25 protein-coding genes and 2 pseudogenes are annotated in these 25,647 nt (G+C 68.1%); 12 read left to right on the forward strand and 15 right to left on the reverse strand.

What is annotated here, in order from left to right; translation table 11 throughout:
• Positions 1-3 precede the first annotated feature (3 nt).
• The 5 genes from RGE_RS22200 to RGE_RS22220 form a co-directional block, all read right to left on the reverse strand.
• Positions 4-621: a glutathione S-transferase N-terminal domain-containing protein gene (locus RGE_RS22200; RefSeq protein ID WP_014430726.1), complete on the reverse strand. Its 618-nt coding sequence runs from the start codon at positions 619-621 to the stop codon at positions 4-6.
• 85 nt (positions 622-706) lie between these two features.
• Positions 707-1,981 carry an amidohydrolase family protein gene (locus tag RGE_RS22205; RefSeq protein WP_014430727.1) on the reverse strand — a complete coding sequence of 425 codons (1,275 nt, stop codon included), beginning with the start codon at positions 1,979-1,981 and terminating at the stop codon, positions 707-709.
• Between the two features lie 52 nt (positions 1,982-2,033).
• Positions 2,034-2,666, reverse strand: a complete 633-nt coding sequence (gene upp / locus RGE_RS22210) for a uracil phosphoribosyltransferase (RefSeq protein ID WP_014430728.1) — start codon at positions 2,664-2,666, stop codon at positions 2,034-2,036.
• 22 nt (positions 2,667-2,688) lie between these two features.
• Positions 2,689-3,933, reverse strand: a complete 1,245-nt coding sequence (locus RGE_RS22215; RefSeq protein WP_014430729.1) for a DUF1688 family protein — start codon at positions 3,931-3,933, stop codon at positions 2,689-2,691.
• Complete coding sequence (locus RGE_RS22220) at positions 3,926-5,194, reverse strand: GTP cyclohydrolase II (protein WP_014430730.1); 1,269 nt, start codon at positions 5,192-5,194, stop codon at positions 3,926-3,928. Before RGE_RS22220 ends, RGE_RS22215 begins: the two co-directional genes overlap by 8 nt.
• Before the next feature lie 162 nt (positions 5,195-5,356).
• Here RGE_RS22220 and RGE_RS22225 point away from each other — a divergent pair, with 162 nt between their 5' ends.
• Together RGE_RS22225 and RGE_RS22230 are read left to right on the forward strand one after the other, a co-directional pair.
• Complete coding sequence (locus RGE_RS22225) at positions 5,357-7,564, forward strand: TonB-dependent receptor (protein WP_014430731.1); 2,208 nt, start codon at positions 5,357-5,359, stop codon at positions 7,562-7,564.
• 5 nt (positions 7,565-7,569) lie between these two features.
• On the forward strand, positions 7,570-8,532 hold the full coding sequence (locus RGE_RS22230; RefSeq protein ID WP_014430732.1) for a BMP family lipoprotein: 963 nt from the start codon (positions 7,570-7,572) through the stop codon (positions 8,530-8,532).
• Positions 8,533-8,539: 7 nt separating this feature from the next.
• Here RGE_RS22230 and RGE_RS22235 read toward each other — a convergent pair whose 3' ends face one another.
• From RGE_RS22235 to RGE_RS22245, 3 genes are all read right to left on the reverse strand, one after another.
• Positions 8,540-9,604 (reverse strand): radical SAM protein, encoded by a 1,065-nt coding sequence (locus RGE_RS22235; RefSeq protein ID WP_014430733.1) that lies wholly within the window; start codon positions 9,602-9,604, stop codon positions 8,540-8,542.
• Entirely contained in the window at positions 9,588-9,902 is a 315-nt protein-coding gene (locus tag RGE_RS24355; protein ID WP_014430734.1) for a hypothetical protein, read from the reverse strand. The genes RGE_RS22235 and RGE_RS24355 overlap by 17 nt, the downstream gene beginning before the upstream one ends.
• Positions 9,903-10,030: 128 nt before the next feature.
• Positions 10,031-11,083, reverse strand: coding sequence for an adenosine deaminase family protein (locus RGE_RS22245; RefSeq protein WP_014430735.1), 1,053 nt, complete (start codon positions 11,081-11,083; stop codon positions 10,031-10,033).
• A gap of 107 nt (positions 11,084-11,190) precedes the next feature.
• Between RGE_RS22245 and RGE_RS22250 the strand changes: the two genes are divergently transcribed.
• The 6 genes from RGE_RS22250 (at position 11,191) to RGE_RS22275 (ending at position 17,495) form a co-directional block, all read left to right on the forward strand.
• Positions 11,191-12,159, forward strand: a complete 969-nt coding sequence (locus tag RGE_RS22250) for a BMP family lipoprotein (protein ID WP_014430736.1) — start codon at positions 11,191-11,193, stop codon at positions 12,157-12,159.
• On the forward strand, positions 12,159-13,697 hold the full coding sequence (locus RGE_RS22255; RefSeq protein ID WP_014430737.1) for an ABC transporter ATP-binding protein: 1,539 nt from the start codon (positions 12,159-12,161) through the stop codon (positions 13,695-13,697). The genes RGE_RS22250 and RGE_RS22255 overlap by 1 nt, the downstream gene beginning before the upstream one ends.
• A 511-nt stretch (positions 13,698-14,208) precedes the next feature.
• Complete coding sequence (locus RGE_RS22260) at positions 14,209-15,309, forward strand: ABC transporter permease (protein ID WP_014430738.1); 1,101 nt, start codon at positions 14,209-14,211, stop codon at positions 15,307-15,309.
• Positions 15,302-16,270, forward strand: coding sequence for an ABC transporter permease (locus RGE_RS22265; protein ID WP_014430739.1), 969 nt, complete (start codon positions 15,302-15,304; stop codon positions 16,268-16,270). Before RGE_RS22260 ends, RGE_RS22265 begins: the two co-directional genes overlap by 8 nt.
• Positions 16,270-16,689 (forward strand): cytidine deaminase, encoded by a 420-nt coding sequence (locus RGE_RS22270; protein WP_014430740.1) that lies wholly within the window; start codon positions 16,270-16,272, stop codon positions 16,687-16,689. The genes RGE_RS22265 and RGE_RS22270 overlap by 1 nt, the downstream gene beginning before the upstream one ends.
• Positions 16,686-17,495 carry a purine-nucleoside phosphorylase gene (locus RGE_RS22275; RefSeq protein WP_014430741.1) on the forward strand — a complete coding sequence of 270 codons (810 nt, stop codon included), beginning with the start codon at positions 16,686-16,688 and terminating at the stop codon, positions 17,493-17,495. The genes RGE_RS22270 and RGE_RS22275 overlap by 4 nt, the downstream gene beginning before the upstream one ends.
• Positions 17,496-17,576: 81 nt before the next feature.
• Here RGE_RS22275 and RGE_RS22280 read toward each other — a convergent pair whose 3' ends face one another.
• The 3 genes from RGE_RS22280 to RGE_RS22290 form a co-directional block, all read right to left on the reverse strand.
• Entirely contained in the window at positions 17,577-18,479 is a 903-nt protein-coding gene (locus tag RGE_RS22280; RefSeq protein ID WP_014430742.1) for an amino acid ABC transporter substrate-binding protein, read from the reverse strand.
• Positions 18,480-18,783: 304 nt separating this feature from the next.
• Positions 18,784-19,305: a hypothetical protein gene (locus RGE_RS22285; RefSeq protein ID WP_014430743.1), complete on the reverse strand. Its 522-nt coding sequence runs from the start codon at positions 19,303-19,305 to the stop codon at positions 18,784-18,786.
• 218 nt (positions 19,306-19,523) lie between these two features.
• On the reverse strand, positions 19,524-19,766 hold the full coding sequence (locus tag RGE_RS22290) for a helix-turn-helix transcriptional regulator (protein ID WP_043785968.1): 243 nt from the start codon (positions 19,764-19,766) through the stop codon (positions 19,524-19,526).
• A 168-nt stretch (positions 19,767-19,934) separates the two neighbouring features.
• On the opposite strand from RGE_RS22290, the gene RGE_RS22295 reads away from it, so the two are divergent.
• Positions 19,935-20,189 carry a hypothetical protein gene (locus RGE_RS22295; RefSeq protein ID WP_014430745.1) on the forward strand — a complete coding sequence of 85 codons (255 nt, stop codon included), beginning with the start codon at positions 19,935-19,937 and terminating at the stop codon, positions 20,187-20,189.
• A 451-nt stretch (positions 20,190-20,640) separates the two neighbouring features.
• Here RGE_RS22295 and RGE_RS24200 read toward each other — a convergent pair whose 3' ends face one another.
• From RGE_RS24200 to RGE_RS23855, 3 genes are all read right to left on the reverse strand, one after another.
• A complete protein-coding gene (locus RGE_RS24200; RefSeq protein WP_014430746.1) occupies positions 20,641-21,648 on the reverse strand; it encodes a hypothetical protein in 1,008 nt (335 codons plus the stop codon).
• Positions 21,649-21,759: 111 nt separating this feature from the next.
• Positions 21,760-22,851, reverse strand: a complete 1,092-nt coding sequence (locus RGE_RS24205; protein WP_148280257.1) for a DUF3800 domain-containing protein — start codon at positions 22,849-22,851, stop codon at positions 21,760-21,762.
• Positions 22,852-23,164: 313 nt separating this feature from the next.
• A complete protein-coding gene (locus RGE_RS23855; protein ID WP_198408835.1) occupies positions 23,165-23,437 on the reverse strand; it encodes a DUF3892 domain-containing protein in 273 nt (90 codons plus the stop codon).
• Positions 23,438-23,739: 302 nt separating this feature from the next.
• Here RGE_RS23855 and RGE_RS22300 point away from each other — a divergent pair.
• The 3 genes and pseudogenes from RGE_RS22300 to RGE_RS24800 all read left to right on the forward strand — a co-directional run.
• A pseudogene (locus tag RGE_RS22300) lies at positions 23,740-24,462 on the forward strand (IS110 family RNA-guided transposase); the annotation flags it as partial.
• Positions 24,432-24,548, forward strand: a pseudogene (locus RGE_RS24795) (transposase); the annotation flags it as partial. The pseudogenes RGE_RS22300 and RGE_RS24795, both read left to right, overlap by 31 nt.
• A gap of 42 nt (positions 24,549-24,590) precedes the next feature.
• Positions 24,591-24,755, forward strand: a complete 165-nt coding sequence (locus RGE_RS24800; RefSeq protein ID WP_232505046.1) for a hypothetical protein — start codon at positions 24,591-24,593, stop codon at positions 24,753-24,755.
• A gap of 490 nt (positions 24,756-25,245) precedes the next feature.
• Here the strand turns inward: RGE_RS24800 and RGE_RS24210 are convergent, their stop codons facing one another.
• Positions 25,246-25,644, reverse strand: a complete 399-nt coding sequence (locus RGE_RS24210; RefSeq protein ID WP_014430751.1) for a hypothetical protein — start codon at positions 25,642-25,644, stop codon at positions 25,246-25,248.
• Positions 25,645-25,647 lie beyond the last annotated feature (3 nt).

A 25,647-nucleotide genomic window follows, 5' to 3' on the forward strand; every position in this document is an offset into this window, starting at 1 on the left:
GGTTCAGCCGCGCGGCGGCGCGGTGTCGATGAAGCTCTGCCGTGCGGCGAGCTTCTCGGCCAGCTTCGCGAGGTTCGGGTAGGGGCTGCGCCAGTCGACTTCCGGGAAGCGGAAGTCCAGATAGCCCAGCGCGCAGCCGACGGCGACGTCGGCCAGCGTGTAGTGGATGCCGGCGCACCAGGGGCGGTCGCCCAGGCCCTGGCTCATCGCCTTCAGGCTGGCTTGCACCTTGGTCATCTGGCGGGCTATCCAGGCCTGCGAACGCTCGCCTTCGGCGCGGCCGCTCCAGGTGGCTTCCAGGCGGGCGAGGATCAGCGCGTCCAGCACGCCGTCGGCCAGCGCTTCCCAGGTGCGCACCTCGACACGCTCGCGGCCCGAGGGCGGGATCAGCTTGCCGACCGGCGACAGCGTCTCCAGGTACTCGACGATGACGCGCGAGTCGAAGACCGCCTCGCCGCCTTCCATCACCAGGCAGGGCACCTTGCCCAGCGGGTTGGACTTGAGGATCGAGTCCGTGCCCCAGACGTCTTCCAGCACGAACTGGAAGTCGAGCTTCTTCTCGGCCATGACGACGCGCACCTTGCGGACGTAGGGGCTGGTGAGCGATCCAATGAGTTTCATGGGGGGGAACGGGTTACAGCTTTGGGCTTGCCAGGGCCGATCGATTCTAGCCAAGCCCCTCTGAACCCCCCGGGGCACCCTGCCCCTAGGAACGCTGTAGCGTGAAGTCCACGCTCGCCGGCCGTCCGGGCAGCGCGAGTTCGGCCGTCGCCGGCGCCATGCGCGAGACGACGCGGCCGCCACGCACCACCAGCAGGCGCTGGGCGCGCAGCCGGATCGCCTCGGCCGGCGAGCGCGCCTGCAGCAGCACGAAGTCGGCGCGGCAGCCGGGCTCCAGGCCGTAGCCCTCCAGCCCCAGGATGCGCGCGCTGTTCACCGTCACCGCGTCGAAACACTGGCGCATGCCGGCCTGGGAGGTCATCTGCGCGACGTGCAGCCCCATCGCCGCCACTTCCAGCATGTCGCCCGAGCCCAGCGAGTACCACGGGTCGAGCACGCAGTCGTGGCCGAAGCCGACGTTGACGCCCGCGGCCAGCAGCTCGGGCACCCGCGTCATGCCGCGGCGTTTCGGGTACGTGTCGTGGCGGCCCTGCAGCGTGATGTTGATCAGCGGGTTGGCCACCGCGTGCAGCCCGGCCTCGGCCATCAGCGGCAGCAGCTTGCTGACGTAGTAGTTGTCCATCGAGTGCATGGACGTCAGGTGCGAGCCGGTGACGCGGCCCTGCAGCCCCAGGCGCTGGCACTCGTAGGCCAGCGTCTCGACGTGGCGCGACAGCGGGTCGTCGCTCTCGTCGCAGTGCATGTCCACACGCAGGCCGCGGCGCGCGGCGATCTCGCAGAGCAGCTTCACGCTGGCGGCACCGTCCGCCATCGTGCGCTCGAAATGCGGAATGCCGCCGACGACGTCGACGCCCAGGTCCAGCGCCCGCTCCAGGTTGGCCAGCGCGCCCGGCGAACGCAGCACGCCGTCCTGCGGGAAGGCGACGAGCTGCAGGTCGAGGTAGGGCGCGACGCGTTTCTTCACCTCCAGCAGTGCCTCGACGGCCAGCAGCCGCGGGTCGCAGACGTCGACGTGGCTGCGGATCGCCAGCAGCCCGCGCGCCACCGCCCAGTCGCAGTACTGCAGCGCCCGTTCGACCAGCGCCTCCTGCGTCAGCAGCGGCTTGAGTTCGCCCCACAGCGCGATGCCTTCGAGCAGCGTGCCGCTGGCGTTGACACGCGGCAGCCCGTAGCTGAGCGTCGCGTCCATGTGGAAGTGCGCGTCGACGAAAGGCGGGCTGAGGAGCCAGCCGCCGGCGTCGACGACCGGCGTGCCTTCGGGCGCGGAGAGCGCGGGGCCGACGGCGGCGATGCGGCCGTCCTGGACCAGCAGGTCGAGACCGCTGCGGCCGTCGGGCAGGGTGATGTTGCGAACGAGCATGGGGAGGTCGGCGAGGCGGTGAACGCCGCCGAGCATACGGCGCGGGCCGGCGCTACTTGGTGCCGAAGATCCGGTCGCCGGCGTCGCCCAGCCCGGGCAGGATGTAGCCGTGTTCGTCCAGGCGCTCGTCGATGGCCGCGGTGTAGACCGGCACGTCGGGGTGGTGCGCCTGGAAGTTGCGCAGGCCTTCGGGCGCGGCCAGCAGGCAGACGAAGCGGATCGACTTGGGCCGCGTCTCCTTCAGCCGCTCGACGGCGGCCACCGCCGAGTTGCCGGTGGCCAGCATCGGGTCGAGCACGATGGCGTCGCGCTCGTGCATGTCCTGCGGCATCTTGAAGTAGTACTCGACGGCGACCAGCGTCTTCGGGTCGCGGTACAGGCCGATGTGGCCGACGCGTGCGCCGGGCACGACCTCGAGCATGCCGTCGAGAAAACCGTCGCCGGCGCGCATCACGGCGACGAAGACCGTCTTCTTGCCGTCGATGACCGGCGAACGCATCGTCGCCAGCGGCGTCTCGATCTCGATCATCGAGGTCGGCATCTCGCGCGTGACCTCGTAGGCCATCAGCATCGACAGCTCGTGCAGCAAGCGGCGGAAGCTGTTCGTGCTGCGGTCCTTCTGGCGCATCAGCGTCAGCTTGTGCTGCACCAGCGGGTGCGTGACGTGGTGGACGATGGGCGTCATGCGGCGGGTTCGGGGTTTGGGGTCAGAAGATCGTGCCGTCGCTGTCGATGTCGACCGGCGGGGCGCCGTCGGCGCGAAGCTCGCGCGCGATCTGGCGCCCGGCGGCCCAGGTGCCGCCTTCGAGCACGCAGGCCAGCGGCAGCTGTTCGGCGTTCAGGCCCAGGCGTGCACGCACGCGCTCGGCGACTTCGTCGAGCAGGGTCACGGTCAGCGCGCGCCACTCGACGATGAACTCGTCGGCGGGCTTCCAGCGCCGCGCCAGGTCGCGCGGGTTGCGCGCCAGCAGCACGCCGCCGTCGAGCAGCAGGCCGCCGTTGCGGTACTCGGGCAGGCCGGTCAGCGCGTCCAGCCCGCTGACCTGCACGCCGCACCACTGCAGCGGCTCGATCAGCGAATAGGCCAGCCACTGGCTGAGCTTGTGGAACGGCACCCAGCCGGGCGTCAGCGGGTCGCTGCCGCCGCCGGGCGCGGCGTTGCCGGCGAAACGGTGCGGCCAGACGTCGCCGGCACGCTGGCCGGCGACGACGCTGCCGCTGGTCCAGATCGGCGCCATCACACGCAGCAGCACGCCGAGGATCTCGGCCGCCGTCACCTCGCTGCGCCCGCCAGCGGTCAGCAGGTCGTACATCAGCCCGGGGCGCGACTCCAGGCCGCTGCGCCCGCTTTCGGCCATCAGCGCGTCACCCAGGCGCACCAGCAGCGCGGCGCGGCCTTCGAGGCCGACCATCGGGTTGTCGGCCGTCACCTGGAAGAGCTCGGCCAGCGCACGGGCGTCCAGCCGGCGCAGCGCCGCGGCGTCGGCGCGCAGCGGCTCGCTGCTCTCGAAAGCGAAGGCGCCGGCGAGGAAACCGCGAAAGCTGGCGACACCCAGGCCTTCGGAGCGCGAATAGAACGGCGCCTCGTCGCCCTCGCCTTCGCGAAAGCGCCAGGCGCCGCCGGCGCCGGCGTCGAGCAGCACGCTGACGACGGCGACGTCGAAGTAGGCGCGGGCGCGCTCGGCCGGTGTCGCCCGGCCCAGGCGTTCGTCGAGCAGCGCCCGGCGGTCGACGCCGCCGGCCTCGAAGTGCCGCCAGCGGCTGTGGAAGGGAATGCGGCCGTCGGGGAAACGTTCGCGCGTCAGCGTGGCGACCCGTTCGGCGACCTCGTCCAGCCGCGAACGGTCGAGCCGGAACCAGCCCGAGCGCCCGTCGGCCACCGCCTGCGTGATCGCCGCCGATCGCAGCCGGATCGTCGCCGGGTCGCGCAGCAGCGCCAGCGCGTCATTCAAGGCTGCGTCCCTTCACCTGTGCCAGGTCGTCTTCGCTCGGCAGCCGGCCGTCGGGCGTGAAGTAGCCGGCGGCGATCTTGGCCTCGATCTCGACCCGGGCGTCGGCCGGCACCAGCGCGTCGGGGATCTTCACGCGTTCGCCGACCTCGATGCCGCTGCCGGTGATCGCGTCGTACTTGTCGTTGCTCATGCTGACCAGGCGGTGGATCCTGCGGATGCCCAGCCAGTGCAGCACGTCGGGCATCAGCTCCTGGAAGCGCATGTCCTGCACGCCGGCCACGCACTCGGTGCGCAGGAAGTACTTGTCGGCACGGTCGCCGCCTTCCTGGCGCTTGCGCGCGTTGTAGACCAGGAACTTGGTGACCTCGCCCAGCGCGCGGCCCTCCTTGCGGCTGTAGGCGATGAGGCCGACGCCGCCGGCCTGCGCGCCCTGGATGCATTCCTCGATGGCGTGCGTCAGGTAGGGCCGGCAGGTGCAGATGTCGGAGCCGAAGACGTCCGAGCCGTTGCACTCGTCGTGCACACGCGCGGTCAGCGTCACCTCGGGGTTGGCGAGGTCGCGCACGTCGCCGAAGACGTACAGCGTCTGGCCGCCGATCGGCGGCAGGAAGACCTCCAGGTCGCTGCGCGTCACCAGCTCGGGGTACATGCCGCCGGTCTCCTCGAACAGCACGCGGCGCAGCTCGGCCTCGGCGACGCCGAAACGCTCGGCCACGCCGGGCAGCCACCAGACCGGCTCGATCGCGATCTTGGTCACCGCGGCGCTGGCGTCGGCCAGCAGGAAACGGCCGTCGACCGCCAGGCGCTGGAAGGCGATGGCCTGCTTGATCTCCGGGAGGTGCACGCGCGCCTTGGTCACGGCGATCGTCGGCCGGATGTCGTAGCCCTGCGCCAGATGGCCGGCGTAGACCTGCTGCACGCTGGCGCCCCAGGGGTCGATGGAGACGATGCGGCGCGCGTCGCTCCACTGCGGGTACGGACCGATGGGGTCGGTGGGCGAGGTGTTCGTCAGGTCGGCGCGGTGGCCGCGCGGCAGGTTGCCGGCGGCCACGGCCAGCGCGCGGTAGACGCCGTAGCTGCCGCTGTGCGTGCCGATGACGTTGCGCTGGCCGCGCTGGGTGGTGGTGCCGACGAGCGGACCCCGCTCCTGCGGATCGGCCGCGCCCCAGCGGATGGCGGGCGCGCCGGCGGGGCCCTGGCCCCGATGGGAGGTCAGGCGGATGTGCCGCAAAAGCGGCGGCGAGACGGACTCGGCGGGCATCACGTTCCTCTGCTGGACGGGCGGACCACGATAAACACGGGATCCGCCGGCTGCTTGCGGGGTTTCCCCGCCTGCTTGAGGGGGCCCTGCGCAAGCAACGTGCCCGGTGGCATGCCGATTGCGCCGCGGCGCCGCGAGCCGAAACCACACCAGGAGGATCCCATGGCCCGAACCCCGCGCCTGCCGGCGCACCACGCCGTCGCAGCGGCCGCGATCACCGCGCTTCACCTCGGTGCATCCGCACAGTCCAGCGACGAAGCCGAAGCCGGCAAGCTGCAGACGATCTCGATCACCGCCGAGCGCCGGCTGGAGAACATCCAGGAAGTGCCCAACTCGGTCAGCGTGCTGCAGGGCGAGACGCTGGAGGTGCTGAACACCAGCGGCCAGGACATCCGCATGCTGTCGGCGCGTGTGCCCAGCCTGAACATCGAGTCCTCCTTCGGCCGCGCCTTCCCGCGCTTCTACATCCGCGGCTACGGCAACACCGACTTCCGCCTCAATGCCTCGCAGCCGGTCTCGCTGGTCTACGACGACGTCGTGCAGGAGAACGCCATCCTGAAGGGCTTCCCGGCCTTCGACCTGGAACGTGTGGAAGTGCTGCGCGGCCCGCAGGGCACGCTGTTCGGCCGCAACACGCCGGCCGGCGTCGTCAAGTTCGACTCGGTGGCGCCGACCCAGCGCTTCGAGGGCTACGGCAGCCTGTCCTACGGCCGCTGGAACACCGTCAACCTCGAAGGCGCGCTCAACGTGCCGACTTCCGAGACCTCGGCGCTGCGTGTGTCGGTGCTCAACCAGACACGCAGCGACTGGGTGCACAACACCAACCCCGACGGTCCGACGCAGGACCTGGAGGGCTACCGCGACAGCGCCGTGCGCCTGCAGTGGAAGACGCAGCCGACGAAGGACTTCAGCGCGCTGTTCAACCTGCACGCGCGCGACTTCGACGGCTCGGCGCGGCTGTTCCGCGCCAACATCATCCAGAAGGGCACGAACGACCTGGTGCCCGGCTTCGACGCCGACAAGATCTTCATCGACGGCGTCAACCGCTCCGAGCTGCAGAACTACGGCGGCAGCGCGCGCCTGCGCTGGGACCTGGGCCCGGTGGCGCTGTACTCGGTGACCGGCTACGAGCAGGTGCACACCTACAGCCGCGGCGACATCGACGGCGGCACGCCCAGCGGCCCCGGCGTCATCTTCTTCCCGTCCGAAACCGCCGACGGCATCCCGACGCACGACCAGTGGACGCAGGAGTTCCGCGTCGAGTCGACCGGCAAATCGGCGCTCGGCTGGCAGGCCGGCGTCTTCCTGTTCCGCGAGAACTTCGACTTCGAGAACTTCGGCTACGACTCGCTCAGCGCCGGCAACCCGCAGAGCTCCTACGAACGTTCGCGCCAGAAGAACGACGCCTGGGCCGTGTTCGGCGCCACCACCTGGCAGGCGACGCCGGCACTGTCGCTGCGCGCCGGGCTGCGCTACACGCGCGACAAGAAGGACTTCGACATCCTCGACTACTCCGGCGGCCTGGGCACGCTGGACTCGATCAGCGCCTCGACGCACGACAACAAGGCCAGCTGGGACCTGAGCGCGACCTACGCGCTGTCCAAGGACGTCAACCTGTACGCGCGTGCCGCCACCGGCTTCCGCGCCAGCAGCGTGCAAGGCGCCGGCGCCTTCAACGGCCAGTCGATCGCCAAGCCCGAGACCAACACCTCGGTCGAAGCCGGCATCAAGGCCGACCTGTTCGAACGCCGCGCGCGCCTGGCCTTCAACGTCTTCCACTACACGGTGAAGGACCAGCAGCTCACCGCGGTGGGCGGCGCGGCCAACTCCAACATCCTGCTCAACGCCGACAAGGCCACCGGCCAGGGCTTCGAGCTCGACCTGCAGGCCTACCTGAGCGAGAACCTGCTGGCCACGCTGGGCATGGGCTACAACCTGACCAAGATCCAGGACAAGAACCTGGCCGTCTCGGTCTGCGCCCAGTGCACGGTGACCGACCCGCTGACCGCCGGCGGCAAGGCGCTGATCGACGGCAACCCGCTGCCGCAGGCGCCCAAGCGCACCGTCAACTTCACGCTGAAGTACACGCAGCCGCTGGCCGGCGGCGACGCCTACGTGCTGACCGACTGGGCTTACCGCAGCGAGGTCAACTTCTTCCTCTACGAGTCCAAGGAGTTCACCGGCAAGTCGCTGCTCGAAGGCGGCCTGCGCGTGGGTTATGTCTGGGGCAACGGGAAGTACGATGCCGCGGCTTTCGTGCGCAACCTGACGAACCAGGTCCGGGTCGTCGGCGGCATCGACTTCAACAACCTCACCGGCTTCATCAACGACCCGCGGACCTACGGGGTGCAGTTCAAGGCCAGCTTCTGACGACGATGAAACGCTTCCTCCTGGCCGCCGCGACGCTCGCGGCGGCGGCCACCGCCGGTGCGCAGCCGGCGGTGATCTACGAACTCGGCGGCAAGAACGACAAGTCCTTCGGCGAGGCGGCCTGGCGGGGCGCGGAACAGTGGAAGAAGGAGACCGGCAAGCCGTACCTCGAGTTCGAGATCGCCAACGCCGCGCAGCGCGAGCAGGCCGCGCGGCGTTTCGCCGAACGCGGCGCCGACCCGGTGGTCGGCGTCGGCTTCCCGCAGGCCTCGGCGATCGAGAAGGTGGCCAAGGACTTCCCGAAGCAGCGCTTCGCGATCGTCGACATGGTCATCAAGCTGCCCAACGTGCAGAGCTTCGTCTACCGCGAGCACGAAGGCAGCTTCCTCGTCGGCATGCTGGCGGCGATGGCCAGCAAGACGGGCAAGGTGGGTTTCGTCGGCGGCCAGGACATCCCGCTGGTGCGCAAGTTCCTCTGCGGCTACGAGCAGGGCGCGAAGTACGCCAACCCCAAGGTGCAGGTGCTGTCGGCGATGACCGGCACGACCAACGCCGCCTGGACCGACCCGCCGCGCGGCGCCGAGCTGACCAAGGCCCAGATCGCCCAGGGCGTTGACGTCGTCTTCAGCGCCGCGGGCACCACCGGCTTCGGCATCATGCAGGCGGCCAAGGACGCCGGCATCTACGCCATCGGCGTCGACAGCAACCAGAACCATCTGCACCCGGGCACGATGCTGACCTCGATGGTCAAGCGCGTGGACCTCGCGGTCTACCAGGCCTTCAAAGGCGTGCAGCCGGGCGTGACGGTGCTGGGGCTGAAGGAAGGCGGCGTCGACTACGCGCTCGACGAATACAACGCCAAGCTGATCACGCCGGCGATGAAAGCCAAGGTCGACCAGGCCAAGGCCGACATCGTCGCCGGCAGGCTGTTGGTCATCGACTACACCGCGGCCAACGCCTGCAAATGACGCCGACTCAGGCCGGGGCTGCGGCGGCATCGGCCAGCAACTGGCCGAACAGGTCGACATAGTCCTCGCCCGCGGCCTCCAGGCGCGCGAGCGTGGCGGACAGCAACGCCGCCACGCGCGCCGCGTGGCGATCGCGCCAGCGCGCCGCCGCCGTGGCGAGATCGGTGTCGAAGACCGTGCCGACCGCAAAACGCCGCGGGAAGCCGTAGATGAACGGGCTCAGCGTGCCGTCGGGCTCGACGACCAGTGCCGGCACCAGATCGGCGAACCCCGCGCCCGCGGCGTCGCCGCCGGCCAGCAGCGGCCAGGCGCAGGCGCAGATGGCCTGGCGGCGATGCACGTCGAGGAACACCGCCGGCCCGCCGGGGCCACGTTCGACCGAAAGCAGCGCCAGCAGCAAGGCTGCGGCGCGGAACTCGCGGTCGTCGGGCACTTCGTCGTGCATCTCGCGGGCCGCAGCGCCGAAGGCGCATAGCGGGTGCACTTCCAGCGCCGCCGCCCCGACCTCATCGGCGAAGGCGTACAGCCAGGCCAGACGGTCGGCGTTGGAGCGGGTCAGCGTAAACACGAGCACGAAGCGCTGGCCCTGCTCGCGCAGCGCGTCGAGTCCGCGGCGCATGCGCCGAAAGGCGCCAGGGCTGCCGCGCATCGTGTCGTGCTCGGCCGGCGGGCCGTCGACACTGACCGCTACGACGCCGGCCACAGGTGCCAACGCACGGGCACGCGGTGCATCGAGCAGCGTGCCGTTGGTCACCAGAGCCGTCGAGTAGCCGAGTTCGCGGCACGACTGCAAAAACCGCTCGCAATCGGGCCACAACAGCGGCTCGCCACCCGAAACGCCGACGTAGCCGTAGCCCAGCGCACGCGCCTGAGGCAGGAAACGCTGCAAAGCGTCCAGCGGCAGCGCCGCCGCACGCCGAGGGCCGCTGTCGGAATAGCAGTGGTGGCAGTGCAGGTTGCAGTTCAGCGTGGCCTGCACCTGGATCAGGCGCAGGCCCTGGCGCCCGAACAGCGCCGGCGTGGGCAGTGCGGCATCCGCGGGATCTGCCCGCGCTTCAGCTGCCCCGCACACGGCGCGTGGCGTTGACGAGGATCTCGTCGGGCACCGGGATGCCGTTGACCAGCACCTCGAAGTTGATGCGCGTGGCGACCAGTTCGTCGAGCAGCTTCTCGAACTCGCCGCGCTTGGGCGGCCACTTGAAGCGCATCTGCCCGTTGCCGCACCAGTCGCCGTCCGGATCGACGGCGATCAGCGAACCGCCGGCCGCCGTGGCGAGCGTCGCCAGCTTGCTGACTTCGGCGACCGAGATGCGCTGCCCGACCTTCATGATCTTGCTGATCGCTGCGTCGGAACCGCGTGTCGTGGCCATGGAATCCTCCTTGTCGGTTATTGCTCGGATGGCGCCGGGCATCGGCGCGGGGCGCCATTCCAGCTGTAGGCCGGGGCGCCCGGCGCTTCAAGCAACGACGAGGGGGATGTCCCCAGAACGGCGCCGGTTCAGGCCGGCAGCACCAGCCCCAGCGAGGCCGCGTGCGCGCGCACGACGGCCTCGGTCGCGGCGCGTTCGTTGGCGCCGAGGAAGGAGTGGCGTGCCGCCTGCACCGTCATCGCCAGCAGGTCGGCCACGGCCAGCGGCGTCTCGCGCAGCAGCGCCGCCGCTTCCGACGAGTGGCTGAGGCAGGACATCAACCGGTTGTCGGTGTGATAGCTGAGGCTCACGCCGGCGCGCCACAGCGCGGTGATCGGATGCGCCGCCACCGAGGCCGCGGCGCCGGTGTGCACGTTGCTCGTCGGGCAGACCTCCAGGTGCAGCCCGGCGTCGCGCACGCGGTCGAGCATCTCGACACGCGCCGGGTCGGACAGCACGTCGACCAGACGCACGCCGTGGCCGACCCGCAGTGCGCCATGCTGCAGCGCTTCGAGCACCCGTTCGGCGCCGTCGGCCTCGCCGGCGTGCAGCGTCAGCGGCAGGCCGGCGGCGCGTGCCGCGGCCAGCGCGTCGGCGTGGTCGCCGGGCGGGTGGCCGTGCTCGGGGCCGGCGAGGTCGAAGCCGACGACGCCGCGGCCGGCCCAGCGCAGCGCCAGCTCCAGCGCGCGGAAGGTCTGCACCTCGGGCAGCTGGCGCATCGCGCAGACGATCAGGCCCGACGGCAGCGCGCTGCGCTTCAGGCCGTCGACGATGGCCTCGACGGCGGCGTCGCCATCCACGCCGTGGGCTTCGAACAGCAGCGGCGCGACGCGGAACTCGGCCAGCAGCGCACCGTCGGCGCGCGCGTCCTCGGCGGCTTCGTAGGCGACGCGCGCCAGCGCCTCGGGCGAGGCCATCGCCGCGACCGTCAAGGCGAAACCTTCGAGGTACTTGGGCAGGCTGCCGGCGTGCGCGTTGGCGTCGAACCAGGCGTCCAGCGCGGCGACGTCGGCCGCGGGTGACGGCAGGCCGCGCTGCTGCAGCAGCTCGTGCAGGGTCGAGACACGCAAGCCGCCGTCCAGATGCTCGTGCAGCAGCACCTTGGGCAGCGCGTGGGCCAGCGGGGTGTCGGGGTCGTGCATCGCGGCGCGTTGAGCAAGCCCCGTGCCGCTTTCGGCCCGGCGAGGCTCGGCTTTTGCTACAGGTCGTCTTGTATCCTGACCGCCCCATACCCCATCGCCGTCGCGCCATGCCGCTCCGTACCCTCGCCGCGCTCGCGGCCTGCGTCGCCGCCGTGCAGGCCGCCGGGGCGGCGCCGGCCGTGGTCTACGACACCGGCGGCAAGTTCGACCGCTCGTTCAACCAGTCGGCCGCCGAAGGCGCCGAGCGCTGGAAACGCGAGACCGGCCAGCCCTTCCTCGAGTTCACCGTCACCAACCCGGCGCAGCGCGAGCAGGCGCTGCGGCGCATGGCCGAACGTGGCGCCGACCCCATCGTCGGCATCGGCTTCGCGCAGAGCAGCGCGATCGAGAAGGTGGCGCGCGACTTCCCCAAGCAGCGTTTCGTCATCGTCGACGCCGTCGTCACGCTGCCCAATGTGCAGAGCATCCTGTTCAAGGAACACGAGGGCAGCTTCCTGGTCGGCGTGATGGCGGCCACGGCCAGCAGGACCGGCACCGTCGGTTTCGTCGGCGGCATGGACGTGCCACTGATCCGCAAGTTCCAGTGCGGCTACGAGCAGGGCGTGAAACACGCCGATCCCAAGGCCAAGGTGCTGGCGGCGATGACCGGCACGACACCGGCCGCGTGGAGCGACCCGGCCCGCGGCGCGGAGCTGGCGCGCACGCAGTTCGTGCAGGGCGCCGACGTCGTCTTCGCCGCCGCGGGCGCCACCGGCGTCGGCATCCTGCAGGCGGCCCGCGACGCCGGCAAGCTGGCGATCGGCGTCGACAGCAACCAGAACCATCTGCACCCCGGCACGATGCTGACGTCGATGGTCAAGCGGGTGGACGTCGCGGTCTACAAGGCCTTCCAGGGCGTCACGCCGGGGGTCACCGCGCTGGGCCTGAAGGAAGGCGGCGTCGACGTCGCGATCGACGAGTACAACGCCAAGCTGGTGACGCCGGCGATGAAGGCCAGGCTGGAGCAGGCGCGCGCCGACATCGTGGCCGGCAAGCTGAAGGTCGTCGACTACATGGCCAACAACGCCTGCCGCTGATGCCGACGACGGGGACCGAGACGCGCGGCGCCGCGGTGCGCCTGCGCGGCATCCGCAAACGCTTCGGCGCGGTGCAGGCCAACGACGGCGTCGACCTGACGGTGGCGCCGGGCAGCGTGCACGGCATCGTCGGCGAGAACGGCGCGGGCAAGAGCACGCTGATGGCCATCCTCTACGGCTTCCACCCGGCCGACGAGGGAACGATCGAGGTCGACGGCCGCGAGGTGACGATCACGAGCGCGCGCGACGCGATCGCGCTGGGCATCGGCATGGTGCACCAGCACTTCATGCTGGTGGACAGCCTGAGCGCGCTGGACAACGTGCTGCTCGGCGCCGAGGACGGCTGGCAGCTGGGCCGCGCCCGCGCCGCGCTGCGCACGCGGCTGGACGCGCTGATGGCCGAGACCGGCCTGCAGGTGCGCCTGGACGCCACGGTGGCCGAGCTGCCGGTCGGCGAGCGCCAGCGGCTGGAGATCCTGAAGGCCCTGGTGCGCGGCGCGCGCCTCTTGATCCTGGACGAGCCGACCGCGGTGCTGACGCCGCAGGAGACCGAGCAGCTCTTCGTCACGCTGCGCCGGCTGCGCGAACGCGGCACGACGATCCTGCTGATCACGCACAAGCTGAAGGAGATCCTGGCGCTGTGCGACGCGGTGACGGTGATGCGCGCCGGCCGCGTGGTGCTGGACGGCCCCATCGCCGGCATGACGCTGGACGGGCTGGCCGAGGCGATGGTCGGGCGGCGCGTGCAGCTGGGCCGTGGTGTCGACGCTGGCGCGGCGCCGGGCGAAGAGCTGTTGGCCGCACACGGCCTGCGCTGGCGCGACGCGCTGGGCGTGCCGCGGCTGGACGGCGTGTCGCTGTCGCTGCGTGCCGGCGAGATCGTCGGCGTGGCCGGTGTCACCGGCAACGGCCAGGGCGAGCTGCTGGACGCGCTGGCCGGGCTGCTGGCGCCGCAGGAAGGCGAACTCGCCCTCGGCGGCCGGCGCTTCACGCCGCCGCACTGGCTGGACCCGGCGACGGCGCGCACGCTGAAACTCGCCCACGTGCCCGAAGACCGCCACGCGCGCGGGCTGGTGATGCCCTTCCCGATGTGGGAGTCGGCGGCGCTGGGCCACGAGGCCGGCTACGCACGCGCCGGCTGGCTGGACGGCGGCCGCATGCGCGCCGACTGCGCGGCGATGATGGAACGCTACGACGTGCGCCCGCGCGACCCGGCGCTGCGCTCGTCCAGCTTCAGCGGCGGCAACCAGCAGAAGCTGATCCTGGCGCGCGAGACCTGGGGCGGGCCGAAGGTGCTGCTCGTCGGCCAGCCGACGCGTGGCGTCGACATCGGCGCCATCGAGTTCATCCACGGCCGGCTGCGTGCGCTGCGCGACGGCGGGGCGGCGGTGCTGGTGGTGTCCTCGGAACTCGACGAGATCCTGGCGTTGGCGGATCGGGTGCTGGTGATGGCCGGCGGCCGGGTCGTGGGTGAGTTGCCGGTGTCGGAATGCAGCGAGGCGGTGTTGGGGCGATTGATGGGAGGGGCTGTTTCGTGATGCCCGTTGCGCTCGTTCGCCTGCATCGGCGCGAGGCACGCCAGGAGGCCGCCGCCGGGGGCTCCGGCTCGCGGACCGGCGCTGCGCGCCGGCTTCGTTGCGCTGCTCGGATTCGGGGTCGCGCGGCCCAACTCGCTGCGCTCACTGCGTTCGCTCCGCTCAAACAGTCGGCCGCGAGTCAGATCACGATGCGCGCTGCGCGCGCCGACCCCGAAGCCTCCGCTGCTCACCCGCGAAAGTCGCCCCCAGCGACGGCCCCCTGCCGTGCCCACAACGAGCGGTGGCGCACCGCCTGTCTGTATGCCACCAGCGGCGAACGAGCAGGTCGTCGGGGCGTGTCGCGGAGTGAAGTATTAGGAGGAGGGCGGGCGCCAGCCCGCCCGGGGGACATGAACGCAGCGGCACGCCCCGGCGGCCTGCGGACGCGCCGATGCATGAATGCGCGGCGGCCGGCTCACGCGCCCATGTCGGCGAACGCGGACCGCCGGCCCGAACACAGGGACGCCACACCATGACCCGCACCCCCGACCTCCCCCGCTGGGTCGACGTCGCCGTGCTGCCGCTGGTGAACCTGGCGGCGGCGCTGCTGGTGGCCGGTGGCGTGATGGCGCTGGTGGGCTTCGAGCCGCTGCAGGTGATGAAGCTGCTGGCACAGGGCGCGTTCGGCAGCCGCATCGGCTGGGGCTACACGCTGTACTACGCGACGACCTTCGTCTTCACCGGGCTGTCGGTGGCCGTGGCCTATCACGCCGGGCTGTTCAACATCGGCGGCGAAGGCCAGGCGATGCTGGGCGGGCTGTGCGCCGGGCTGGTGGCGCTGGCCGCCTCCAGCGTGCTGCCGGCCTGGCTGATGCTGCCGCTGATGGTGGTGGCGGCCGCCGCCGGCGGCTGCGCCTGGGCCGCGGTGCCGGGCGCGCTGCAGGCCTGGCGCGGCAGCCACGTCGTCATCACGACCATCATGTTCAACTTCGTCGCCGCGGCGCTGCTGGGCTGGCTGCTCGTCGGGCCGCTGAAGGAGCCCGGCAACATGACGCCCGAGAGCGCCGCCTTCGCCGACTCGGCACACCTGCCGGGCCTGCACGAGGCGCTGGGCTGGATCGGCGTCGAGTGGCCGAAGACGCCGCTGAACCTGTCGCTGGGGCTGGCCGCGGCCGCCGCCGTCGGCGTCTGGGCGCTGCTGTGGAAGACGCGCGCCGGCTACGCCATCCGCGCCGTCGGCTTCGCCCCCGAGGCGGCGCGTTATGCCGGCATCGCGCCCAAGCGCACGGTGCTGCTGGCGATGGCGATCTCGGGGGCGCTGGCCGGGCTGGTGGGGGTCAACGAGATCGCCGGCGTGCACGGCCGGCTGATCCCCGACTTCGTCGCCGGCGCCGGTTTCGTGGGCATCGCCGTCAGCCTGATCGGGCGCAACCACCCGCTGGGCATCGTGCTCGCGTCGCTGCTGTTCGGCGCGCTGTACCAGGGCGGCGCGGAGCTGGCCTTCGAGTTGCCGGGTTTCTCGCGCGACATGGTCGTGCTGCTGCAGGGGCTGGTGGTGCTGTTCGCCGGGGCGATGTCGCGCATCGGCGCGCCGGCGCTGGCGCGGCTGTTCGGGAGGCCGGCGCGTGGATGAGCTGGCGATCGGCTCGCTGGTGGCGAGCACGCTGCGGGTGTCGGTGCCGCTGATCCTGTGCGCGCTGGCCGGGCTGCTGTCCGAACGCGCCGGCGTCATCGACCTGGGCCTCGAAGGCAAGATGCTCGCGACCGCCTTCGCCGCCGCCGCCACCGGCGCGGTGACGCAGTCGCTGCCGGCGGCGCTGGCGGTGGCGCTGGCCGTCGGCCTGGCCTTGTCGATGCTGCAGGGCTACGCCTGCGTCACGCACGGCGGCGACCAGGTCGTGTTCGGCATGGCGATCACGATGACCGCCGCCGGCGCCACCGTCGTGCTCGGGCTGGCCTGGTTCCAGCAGGGCGGGCAGACGCCGCCGCTGGACGACGCGGTGCGCCTGGGCCCGTGGTTCACCGCGCTGGGCGAGCAGGTGGGGCGGCTGCCGGGCATCGGCCCGGGGCTGGCGCTGGCGCTGTTCGGCCACACGGCGCTGGTCTACGGCGCGCTGGCGCTGGTGGCCGCCATCTGGTGGCTGCTGTGGCGCACCCGCTTCGGGCTGCGGCTGCGCGCCGTCGGCGAGAACCCGGCGATGGTCGACGCCGCCGGTGTCGGCGTCGCGCTGCTGCGCTACCAGGCGCTGTCGCTCAACGGCCTGCTGTCGGCGCTGGCCGGCTGCTCGCTGGTGCTGGCGCAGAACCCGTCGTTCATCCCGAACATGACCGCCGGCCGCGGCTACATGGCGCTGGCGGCGATGATCTTCGGCAAGTGGCACCCGGCCGGCGCGCTGGCGGCCTGCCTGCTGTTCGGTTTCCTCGACGCGGTGTCGATCCGGCTGCAGGGCGCCGAGCTGCCGCTGGTCGGCACGGTGCCGGTGCAGGCCATCCAGGCGCTGCCCTATCTGCTGACGGTGGTGCTGCTGGCCGGCTTCATCGGCCGCTCGCGCGCGCCGGCGGCGCTGGGCCGGCCTTACGTGAAGGAGCGCTGATGCAGCCCGACGACGAGACGATGCAGCGCCTGGTCGACGCCGCGCGGGCGGTGCGCCTGAACGCCTACGCGCCCTACTCGCGCTTCGCCGTCGGCGCCGCGCTGCTGGACGCCGAGGGCCGTGTGCATGCCGGCGCCAACGTCGAGAACGCCGCCTACCCGCAGGGCTGGTGCGCCGAGACCTCGGCGCTGGCGGCGATGGTGGCCGCCGGCGGCCGGCGCGTGCGCGCCGTCGTCGTCGTCGGCGCCGGGCCGCGGCCGCTGACGCCTTGCGGCGGCTGCCGCCAGAAGCTGCGCGAGTTCGCCACCGCCGACTGCCCCGTCTGGAGCGCCGACGAACACGGCGTCACCGCGCGCCACACGCTGGGCGCGCTGCTGCCCGCGGCCTTCGGGCCCGACCATCTGGAGAACACGCCATGAACGAGAGCATCGCCGCCAGCGTGCAGCGCCTGGCCGCGCTGGGCCCGGCGCCCGCCGTCGCCGTCGTGCTGGGCAGCGGCTGGGACGGCATCGCCGCGCTGGTCGACGACCCGGTCGACGTGCCGTATGCCGAGCTGCCGGCCTTCCCGCGGCTGAGCGTGGCGGGCCACGCCGGCGTGCTGCGCGCCGGGCGCGTGGGCGGCACGCCGGTGTGGCTGCTGCGCGGGCGCAAGCACGCCTACGAAGACGGCGACGCGGCCGGCATGAAGGGCGCCATCCGCACGCTGGCCGCCGCCGGCTGCCGCACGCTGGTGCTGAGCAACGCCGCCGGCAGCCTGGACGCGGCGATGCCGCCGGGCTCGCTGATGCTGATCGCCGACCACCTGAACGTCGTGCAGCGCACGCCGCTGCACGGCGAGCCGGGCAACGACCGTTTCGTCGACATGGGCCGCGCCTACGACCCGGCGCTGCGCGAGCTGGCGCGCCAGGTGGCCGCGGCCCAGGGCATCACGCTGCCCGAAGGCGTCTACGCCTGGGTGCTGGGGCCGCAGTTCGAGACCCCGGCCGAGATCCGCATGCTGGCGGCGATGGGCGCGCAGGCGGTGGGCATGAGCACCGTGCCCGAGACCATCCTGGCGCGCCACGCCGGGCTGCACGTGCTGGGGCTGTCGATGTTCACCAACATGGCCGCCGGCCTGTCGGCCGAGACGCTGAGCCACGAGCACACGATGGCCGTGGCGCGCGGCGGCGCCGACGACGCGGCGCGGCTGCTGGTGGCGCTGCTGCCGGTGCTGGCGGCGGCCTGAAACGGCTTCAGCCCTCGCGCGTGAAATCGCGCTCGGGCCTGAGGCTGGCGTACAGCGCCTTCCGGCGCTGCGCGTCCCGCCTCAGAGCTGGTAGCCCAGCACCATCGCGACCCCGGCTTCCTTGTTGGGGCGCAGGATGCTGTCGCGTGTCATCCGGCTCATCTTGATGGCCAGCTTGTCGCCGACGAACCACTTGCGATAGAGCGTGTCGGCCTCGCCGCTGGCGTACAGGCGCGCCAGCGTGCGGTCGACGGCGGCGAGCAGCGCCTTGTCGTCCTTGCGCACCATCACGCCATAAGGTTCGACCGACAACGCCAGCGTGCTGAGCTGGAACTTGTCGGCCGAGCCGTCGGCCGAAGCCAGGCCTTGCAGCAGCGAGTCGTCCTGCGCGAAGGCGCGCACCTTGCCGGCCTTCAGCGCGGCATACGCCTCGTTGTTGTTCGGGAAGACCTGCAGCTTGAGATGCACCTCGGTCTCGGCCAGGCGGGTGAAGAGCTTCTCGGACGTCGTGCCCTTGCTCAGCGCCAGCGGCAGGCCGTCCAGGTCCTTCAGCGTCGTGACCGGCGTGTCCTTGGGCGTCAGCACGCGCATCTGGGCGACGAACATCGTGTAGCTGAACGCCACCTGCTCCTGCCGCGCCTTGGTGTTAGTGGTGGAGCCGCACTCCAGGTCGATCTCGCGCGCCAGCAGCTTGGGGATGCGCTCGGCGCCGCTGACCACCTTGTACTGGACCTGCAGTTCGGGCAGCTTCAGCTCGCGCTTCAACTCCTCGACGGCGGCCAGGCACAGGTCGACCGAGTAGCCGACCGGGCGCTTGTTCTCGTCGAGGTACGAGAAGGGCCGCGCCGCTTCGCGCACGCCCAGCGTGATGGTCTTGGTGGACTTGATGCGGCTGATCGTGTCGCCCGGGGTCTGGGCACTCGCAACACCGCAGGCCGCCAGCAGCGTGATGACTGCCAGCCGGCCGAAACGCAGGGACGCCATGGGGGGCCGTCTTTCGGGAGATCGGGGAGGGCGAGATGGTAAATCTCGGATGGCGTCCATCCCATGACCAGCAGGGGGTGGGGCGTCGCTGTCGTTTCGGCGGGGTGTGACCGATTGCTCGCCTCGGCTGCGTCGTTGTGGTGCACGTCCGCTTGCGCCGGTGGGGGCCGGCCGCCGGGGCGTGTCCCTGCGTTCATGTCCCCCGGGCGGGCTGCGCCCGCCCTCCTCCTAATACTTCACTCCGGGACACGCCCCGACGGCCGGCGGGCGGCGCGGAGGTGCACTGACGGGCTCGCTCGACGCTTCAGCGTGCCGTTCCCTGGCGCAGCCCGTAGGCCCTGGCGATTCCCGCGGCGCCGAAGAGCACGATGACGGCGATGCCGGCGACTCGTTGGTCGAGCGTGTCGCCCACCACCAGCAACAGCAGCCCGCCCGCGACCAGCAGGACGCAGCAGACCATCAGGAACCACTGCGTCCCCACGTTGCCCGAGGACGGCGGGCTGGCATAACGCTCCTTCCAACTGAGCCGCAGGTCGCTGGGCGGGTAGGCGGCCACGAGCAGCAAGCTGCGCAGACTCATCCACGCCACCACGCCCAGCCCGACCACGAGCATCAGCAGCAGGTTGTGCAGCACCCCGAGCGCGATGGCCACCACGATGGCCAGTTGGTACTGCGTCGCCAGCCTGTCGCGCAGCCGCTGCTCGGTGGCGGCGTCCGGAAGGATGCGGCCCTTGCCGAAGACGCCGAGCGGAAAGAAGACCGTGCGGCCGGCCGCGTCGTGCTTGAAGTTGCCGCGGGCCAGATCGTCGAAGTAGTTCAGTCGCATGTTTGATGGCGAGTCATCGTTTGGCGCTCGGATCCCTGCAGACGGAGCGACCGATTACTGACCATTCTCGGCACGCAACGGCGCGACTCGAATGCTGCCGCCAGTCCCGCAGAGGATGACTCTCATAGCGCGGCGGGGCAGCGGGCACCTCAAGGTGCGAACGTGGGGCGGGCGGCGGGCGTGCTACAGGAACTTGCCGCCCACCGATATGCGCCGGTTCAGTGCTCGTCCAAGCCCTGAAACTTGTCCGGATCCACCAGGTCCTTCAGCGGCACGCCGACGGCTCTGGCGAGAGCGTCGGCGTTGTCGATCGAGATGTTGATGCTGGCTCGCTCCACGCGGCTGACATAGGCCCGGGGCACTTCAGCCTCCAGCGCCAGCTTCTCTTGAGTCATGTCCTTCAGGCGACGCACGCGGCGCAGATTGCGCGCGAACACCTCACGAGCGGTCGGGGTCGGCATCAGCTTCGGCATACGGGCACAGCATGGCTATCCCGGGTTGCCGACTCCACACTCTTTGTGACACTCTATGTGTCGTTTGTGGATCTCTAAGTTTCCTAGAGTTCATCAAACGACGCAGATGAGTATCTTTTTGGATACAGCGCAGCACACGCCACAAGGAGGCCACGCATGAAGAAGCCCGACAACCTGGGAACGGACTCCGACGCCTGGGCCGTGCTCGACGAAGCCCAGCAGTTGCTGCTTCGTGCCGAATCAGTGGTCGTACTGCTCGGCAGTGAGCCCGACGCGTCAGCTCACCATTCGTACGCGGCAGACGTTGCCAGCGACCTTCTGATGAGGGTGAAGGAGAGGGTGTCCGAGGCGCAGGAGATAGTGCGCAGGCCTCGTCAGCCATCTTCATTGATCAATGACGAAAGGCGCTGAGTACTGGTACGGGATAGAGACCGCGGCGCCGCCGCCAAACTCGAAGTCAAGAGTTTCATTGACCCGATGAGCTAGTCTTAGAAACGCAGTGCGGATGTCACATTTGGGCAAGTCAGAGGCTCCGGCCGTGTTTACGATAGATCACTAGGCTTAGGAAAACCCGGCCTAACTGCCGCCGGAGCGAATGCGAGGCAATTTACACCAGTGCTCTTTGACAGATTCTTTCATGCCCATTCAGCACCGTGATTTACAAAGACACCAATGGACGGAGGCATTATCAAGTGCTACCGCACTCGCACGGCCACCACAGCAACAGCCAGTTAACGCCGGCTACTCTAGATAGAAACCGATTTTGATGGGGTCGTTTGCGCGCCTTTCTTTGAGACACTATCTAGCCAGTTCCGGCGGAATTAGCGGCGCCGACCGGCACAACGTAGCACGCAAGCGCAGCTCATGCGTCGCTGGCTCCACGCTTCGTCAGAGATGTATTTCTCTTGCGATTTATTTTCCGCATACCAGCGACCATCTCCTCAAATTTCCGTTGACGCTCTTCTATTTCAGCAAGTAACTCATCCGGCGGGTCGACGATGTCATTGATATAACGAAATAGGCGATCCATACCTTCTTGATTTGGCCCAATCTCGATCACGGCTATAGCTCGGGGAGTGAGGTGGTCTGCAAGCACCCTAAAGAGGTGATCCAAATCAGTTGTAAACGAAGAAAGGGCCTTCTTTAGATTTTTATCGCCGACCCGACGACGGACCGCAGTGAGTATTTTTGCATTGTGGCGATACAGGTCTACGCCAATATCATGATTGAGAACTACGCAACGCTCGCGGGTCGCAACATCAACCAAATCCTTTGCGTTTCGAATATCCTCAATCCGGACCCCCTCCCGAATCCTGTAAATCTCCGCGGTAGTCGCAATTATGGGAATATGGAAGAAGATGTGATGATCAACAAGTGACTTTTCGACTTGGCTCTCAATGGCTTCACCAACCTTGTTAACCATAGCGTAGGCGAGCTGGTAGATTGCCTGCGCAATCGACTTTTCATTAGCGCCATCGGCAAGCAACTCCGTTCCTTTGCTGCATACCGGCCCAAGTACGCGCGGATATTGCCATCCGTATTTAAACCGTTGAGGAACAAAGTGATCAAACGGGTTAAGAAAATCTGTAGGAGCGAGCTCACGAAATCCTCCATACTGGTCAGGCGAAAATACCCAACGAGTCCCTGGGTGCCGATACTTGCATTCAACCATCAAGTCCATAAAGCAGCCGCGCGTTATGTACGAGGCGTCAATGTCGTAAGAGAACTCACGCTCGATCGCGAGTTCGTCTTCCTTTAGGTACGAGTAGTGAAACTTGGCCACGCATCCTTGCGCCTGCAAATAGGCCAGGAGGTCACTCTCAAGGGGCAGACCGGAGGAGAGCAGCGATTGTTGCCAGGGCTTGGGCATTGTAGTAATGGCATCTTAGGCGCCAGACGCGAATACTTCTCATGCGCCACCGACCAATAGATCTCGCCGAACCGCCCTTTCGCGCACGACGGGTGGTTGACGCAAAAAAGGTTAGATTCGCTCTCCCGCGAGAGCTTTCACCATGAAGTCAACGGCATTCACTCCACCAATCTCCTCCGTGCCAAGCGCGCGTGGCGTAACTACCGGAGCCGGCCAGATGGCATGAACAATAAACCGCTCGATTCCCGCCTGCTGGAGCTGCTCGGTCAGCTCGTCCTTTGCGCCACGCGCGATATTGCCAGCGAAGTAAGCAGCTGCACCAGCCAAAAGATCCACGACCTGCAGCTGAGGAAGGGTACGCGAGTCGGCAAATTTCAGCGTTCCCGCCCTCAAAGGAAACTCGAACTTCCTTCGGTCGTAGCCGATTACTACCGGCGAAGCGGCAGGATTCATCATTGCAGCAAATGTTTCTCGCTCTGCCGCCACCGGCTTGGACTCGTCGTGTATGGCATAGAACTCTTCACCGAACTGCGTACCCCATACGCTCAACTGATAGAAGACAGAGCCAATGGCAGGATCTAGAGCGAGGTAGTTCACGCCATCCAGTATTTCGTCAATCTCCCTCTGGGCAATAAGATAGGGACCGAATGATGCCCGGTGGCGAGGCTCGCTGCAGTTCTCGTAGAGCGCTCTAACCGCCTCGAAGAATTCAGCCTTGTTACCTGCATTCGGCGTTCTTATCATCCGCACGAAGGTGGATAGAAATAGTTCGAATCTCGCTTCCCCACAAAATACAGGCGTCACGTAGTAATGAAGATTGGCTATCGCAATATTTGCACCACGCTCGTAAAGATCTAGGCCAGCACGATTAGCAAGCGTCTCCTCGATGATGTCAACAGCCTTGCACATCGCCATGTAGCGCTTGTGAGTAATCGATACTTTGACTCGCATAGGCGTCATGAGCGGCGACGCAAGAAATGCTAGAAGCCGGCGCCTGCCTGCATCTGATTTCTTCAGTGATGTGAACTTAACTTCCTGGGTTTGCGGTGTTCGCACAAGGTTCAGGAGGTCATTCGCCTCCTCCCGACCGAAGTCAGAAGAAGCAAGAACAAATACAGGCTGATTGGGATCCAGCAAGGCGGCACCAGTATTACCAGCCTCATCAAAGTGCACTTCAGGCGGCATAGATATTCGCAGCTCCACGCGTCATTTGCAGCATCACCAGGCCGCGCAGACCATTCAATTCCTGCGCAACAGACTTTCCACAAGGAAATCAGCCTCATCGCCCATGCGATATCCATCGTCCGGCTGACGCTGCCATAGGCACCATGAAGAAGTAGCGTTGGTTACTAGGTGACTCTAGTCACTCCGCCAAGCCGACCAAGCCCGCCGCTCACCTTTGAGGGAAAGCCCCGCCCTGCCGCGGCCGTCGGGCAGCCGGTGTAGGTTTAGTCCCACAACGCGCCGCTCGCCGTGTCTGTCTTACGGCGACGCCGCATTTTGTTTGGACGAAAAATTAGAATTCCGGCAGGTTTTCGAGATTGTCGGCCTCCTTCCCGTTGTCGACGGTCTTTATATATTCGACGCCTTTGACTTTGATGATGAAGACAGGCTGCCCCTTTTTCCAATTGCCATCGGTTCCCCTCAGGATCGTCACGAAGCTAGTGCCATTCTTAATCGAGGAAATCACAGTCGCTCGCGCGTATTCCGAGTGCGCGCCAATGGTGTCGCCATTGTCAGGGTGCGCACGGACTCTATCGATATGCGTGTGGGCGCTGTTGTAGCGCACGGCGGAAATTCCATAGTCAGACCATTTAGCCATTTGTGTTCCTCGGTTCCAAACAAAGATCTAACGAACATCAGCGCCAATGTGCGATTCGTATCCGAAAATTGAATGTTGCGACGTGCAACAACATTCGGCAATCCTGCGAACAGATGATGCGGATCGGACTTTGCGGGCCTAACGAATGAAAGGCACATCCCTTCGCATCCCACCCACTCAAGGTTTTCCCTCAGGCAAGGACGGCCGCCCGGTACGACGATGGGGTTGCGAAATCTCATCCTCCACCGGGCTGACGCAAGGAGATGTCCATGACGATTCTGTTTATCGGCATCGATCTGGCCAAGAACGTGTTTGCCCTGCACGGTGTCGACGAGCGCGGCAAGCCTGCGCTGGTGCGCCCGGCAGTGCGCCGCGACCAGTTGCTCGAAGCGGCGGCCAAGCTGCCGCCATGCACCATCGGCATGGAAGCCTGCTCTGGCGCGCACCACTGGGCTCGGCGCTTCCAGGACTTCGGCCACACGGTGCGGCTGATGGCGCCCAAGTTCGTCGTTCCCTACCGCATGAGCGGGCGCCGCGGCAAGAACGACGCGGCCGACGCGGCCGCGATCTGCGAGGCCCTGCAGCGCCCGGCGATGCGCTTCGTGCCGGTCAAGTCGACGCAGGCGCAGTCGCGCCTGGCGGTGCATACGGCGCGCCAAGGCTGGGTGAGCGCGCGCACGGCAGTCATCAACCGCCTGCGCGGCGTGCTCAGCGAGTTCGGCATCGTGCTGCCGCTCAAGGCCGCTACGGTGCGCAGCCGCGCCGGCGAGCAGCTCGACACCGTGCCCGGCTGGGTGCAGACCGTGTGCCGCGACCTGCTGGCCGAACTGCAGCGCCTGGACGAGCGCGTGGCCGCGTACGACGAGCACATTCGCCTGATGGCCCAGGCCGACGACCGCGCCCGCGCGCTCATGGCCATGCCCGGCATCGGCCCGACCACTGCAGCGCGCTGCTGGCCAGCATCGGCTACGGCCACGACTTCGCCAACGGCCGCCAGCTCGCCGCCTGGATGGGCCTGGCGCCCGGCCAGTACAGCTCGGGCGGCAAGAACCGGCTCGGGCGCATCACCAAGGCCGGCGACGCCTACCTGCGCACGTTGTTCATCATGGGAGCGCGTGCCGTGCTGGCCGCCGCGACCAACAAGCACGACCGGCTGAGCCGCTGGGCCACCGCGCTGGTCGAGCGCCGCGGCTACTGGAAGGCCGTGGTCGCCATCGCCGCCAAGAACGCGCGCATGGCCTGGGCGATGCTCGCCAAGGACGAAGAGCTCAAGCCCATTGCCTGAGCGCGCGCCACGCCGCCAAAGCCAACCGCCAAACTCATCGGAGAAAGGCGACCTCGAATCCGTTTCTGCCACCGCGTGACGCCAGCGTTGATGGATCAAGGTTGGACCTGCGCGGGGAGTGCTCGTTTGACTCAAGGCGGCGCCGGACACGGCGACCGCGGCTAACGAATGGAGCCCCCGCGCGCGTCTTTCATCAGGGCCAGCAGCATCGAACGCTGCATCAAAGGCCGGTTGTAGTTCTGCAGTCCGCACCTTAGTTCTTGCGCCGTCAGGCGGCGCAATGGCAGTACACCGTCGAAGTGCCTTGATGAATCGATGATCGATTCATCAAGGACTCTATTTACTTGACAGGCGGGGATGCCCTTGTAGTTGGATTTGAGGTGCCGTGGAGGCAGATGACTGGCCGCGGAGGGACGATTACCACTGGAGCCCGTAGCGGCCAGGCGTTGGCTGCCGCAACGGGTCGCCTCGAATGAGTAATTAGACACCACTAGCTCAGCTGCTTGCGTAACAACACAAGTTTCAATACAAGTGCCCACATATATCCCGCGAGGATGGCGGACAAGATCGTTACGAAGCAGTAGGCGGTGCGAACGGCATCGTAATGGCTAGGCACCGAAGTGCTATCTGAGGCGTACGCAAGGAATGATTCTTTGGCAAGCTTGATTGCATCTGGTGCAAATATTAGCGCCACAGAAAGTGCCATAACCGATACCGGCAACGCTTTGCTTAACAGAACGGCGGTTACAAACCTCTTCGCTGCGACGTTGTCCTCTCTGTGGGCCTTTGGCACCGTTTCAAGCGCCTTCGCAATCTCCGTGTACCAAAGGCTGAATAGTATTGCAGCGACAGCCATCAGCAGGCTGGACGCTGAAAGTAGATCGCTCATTGA

The organism is Rubrivivax gelatinosus IL144, from assembly GCF_000284255.1.
Lineage (GTDB): Bacteria > Pseudomonadota > Gammaproteobacteria > Burkholderiales > Burkholderiaceae_C > Rubrivivax > Rubrivivax gelatinosus_A.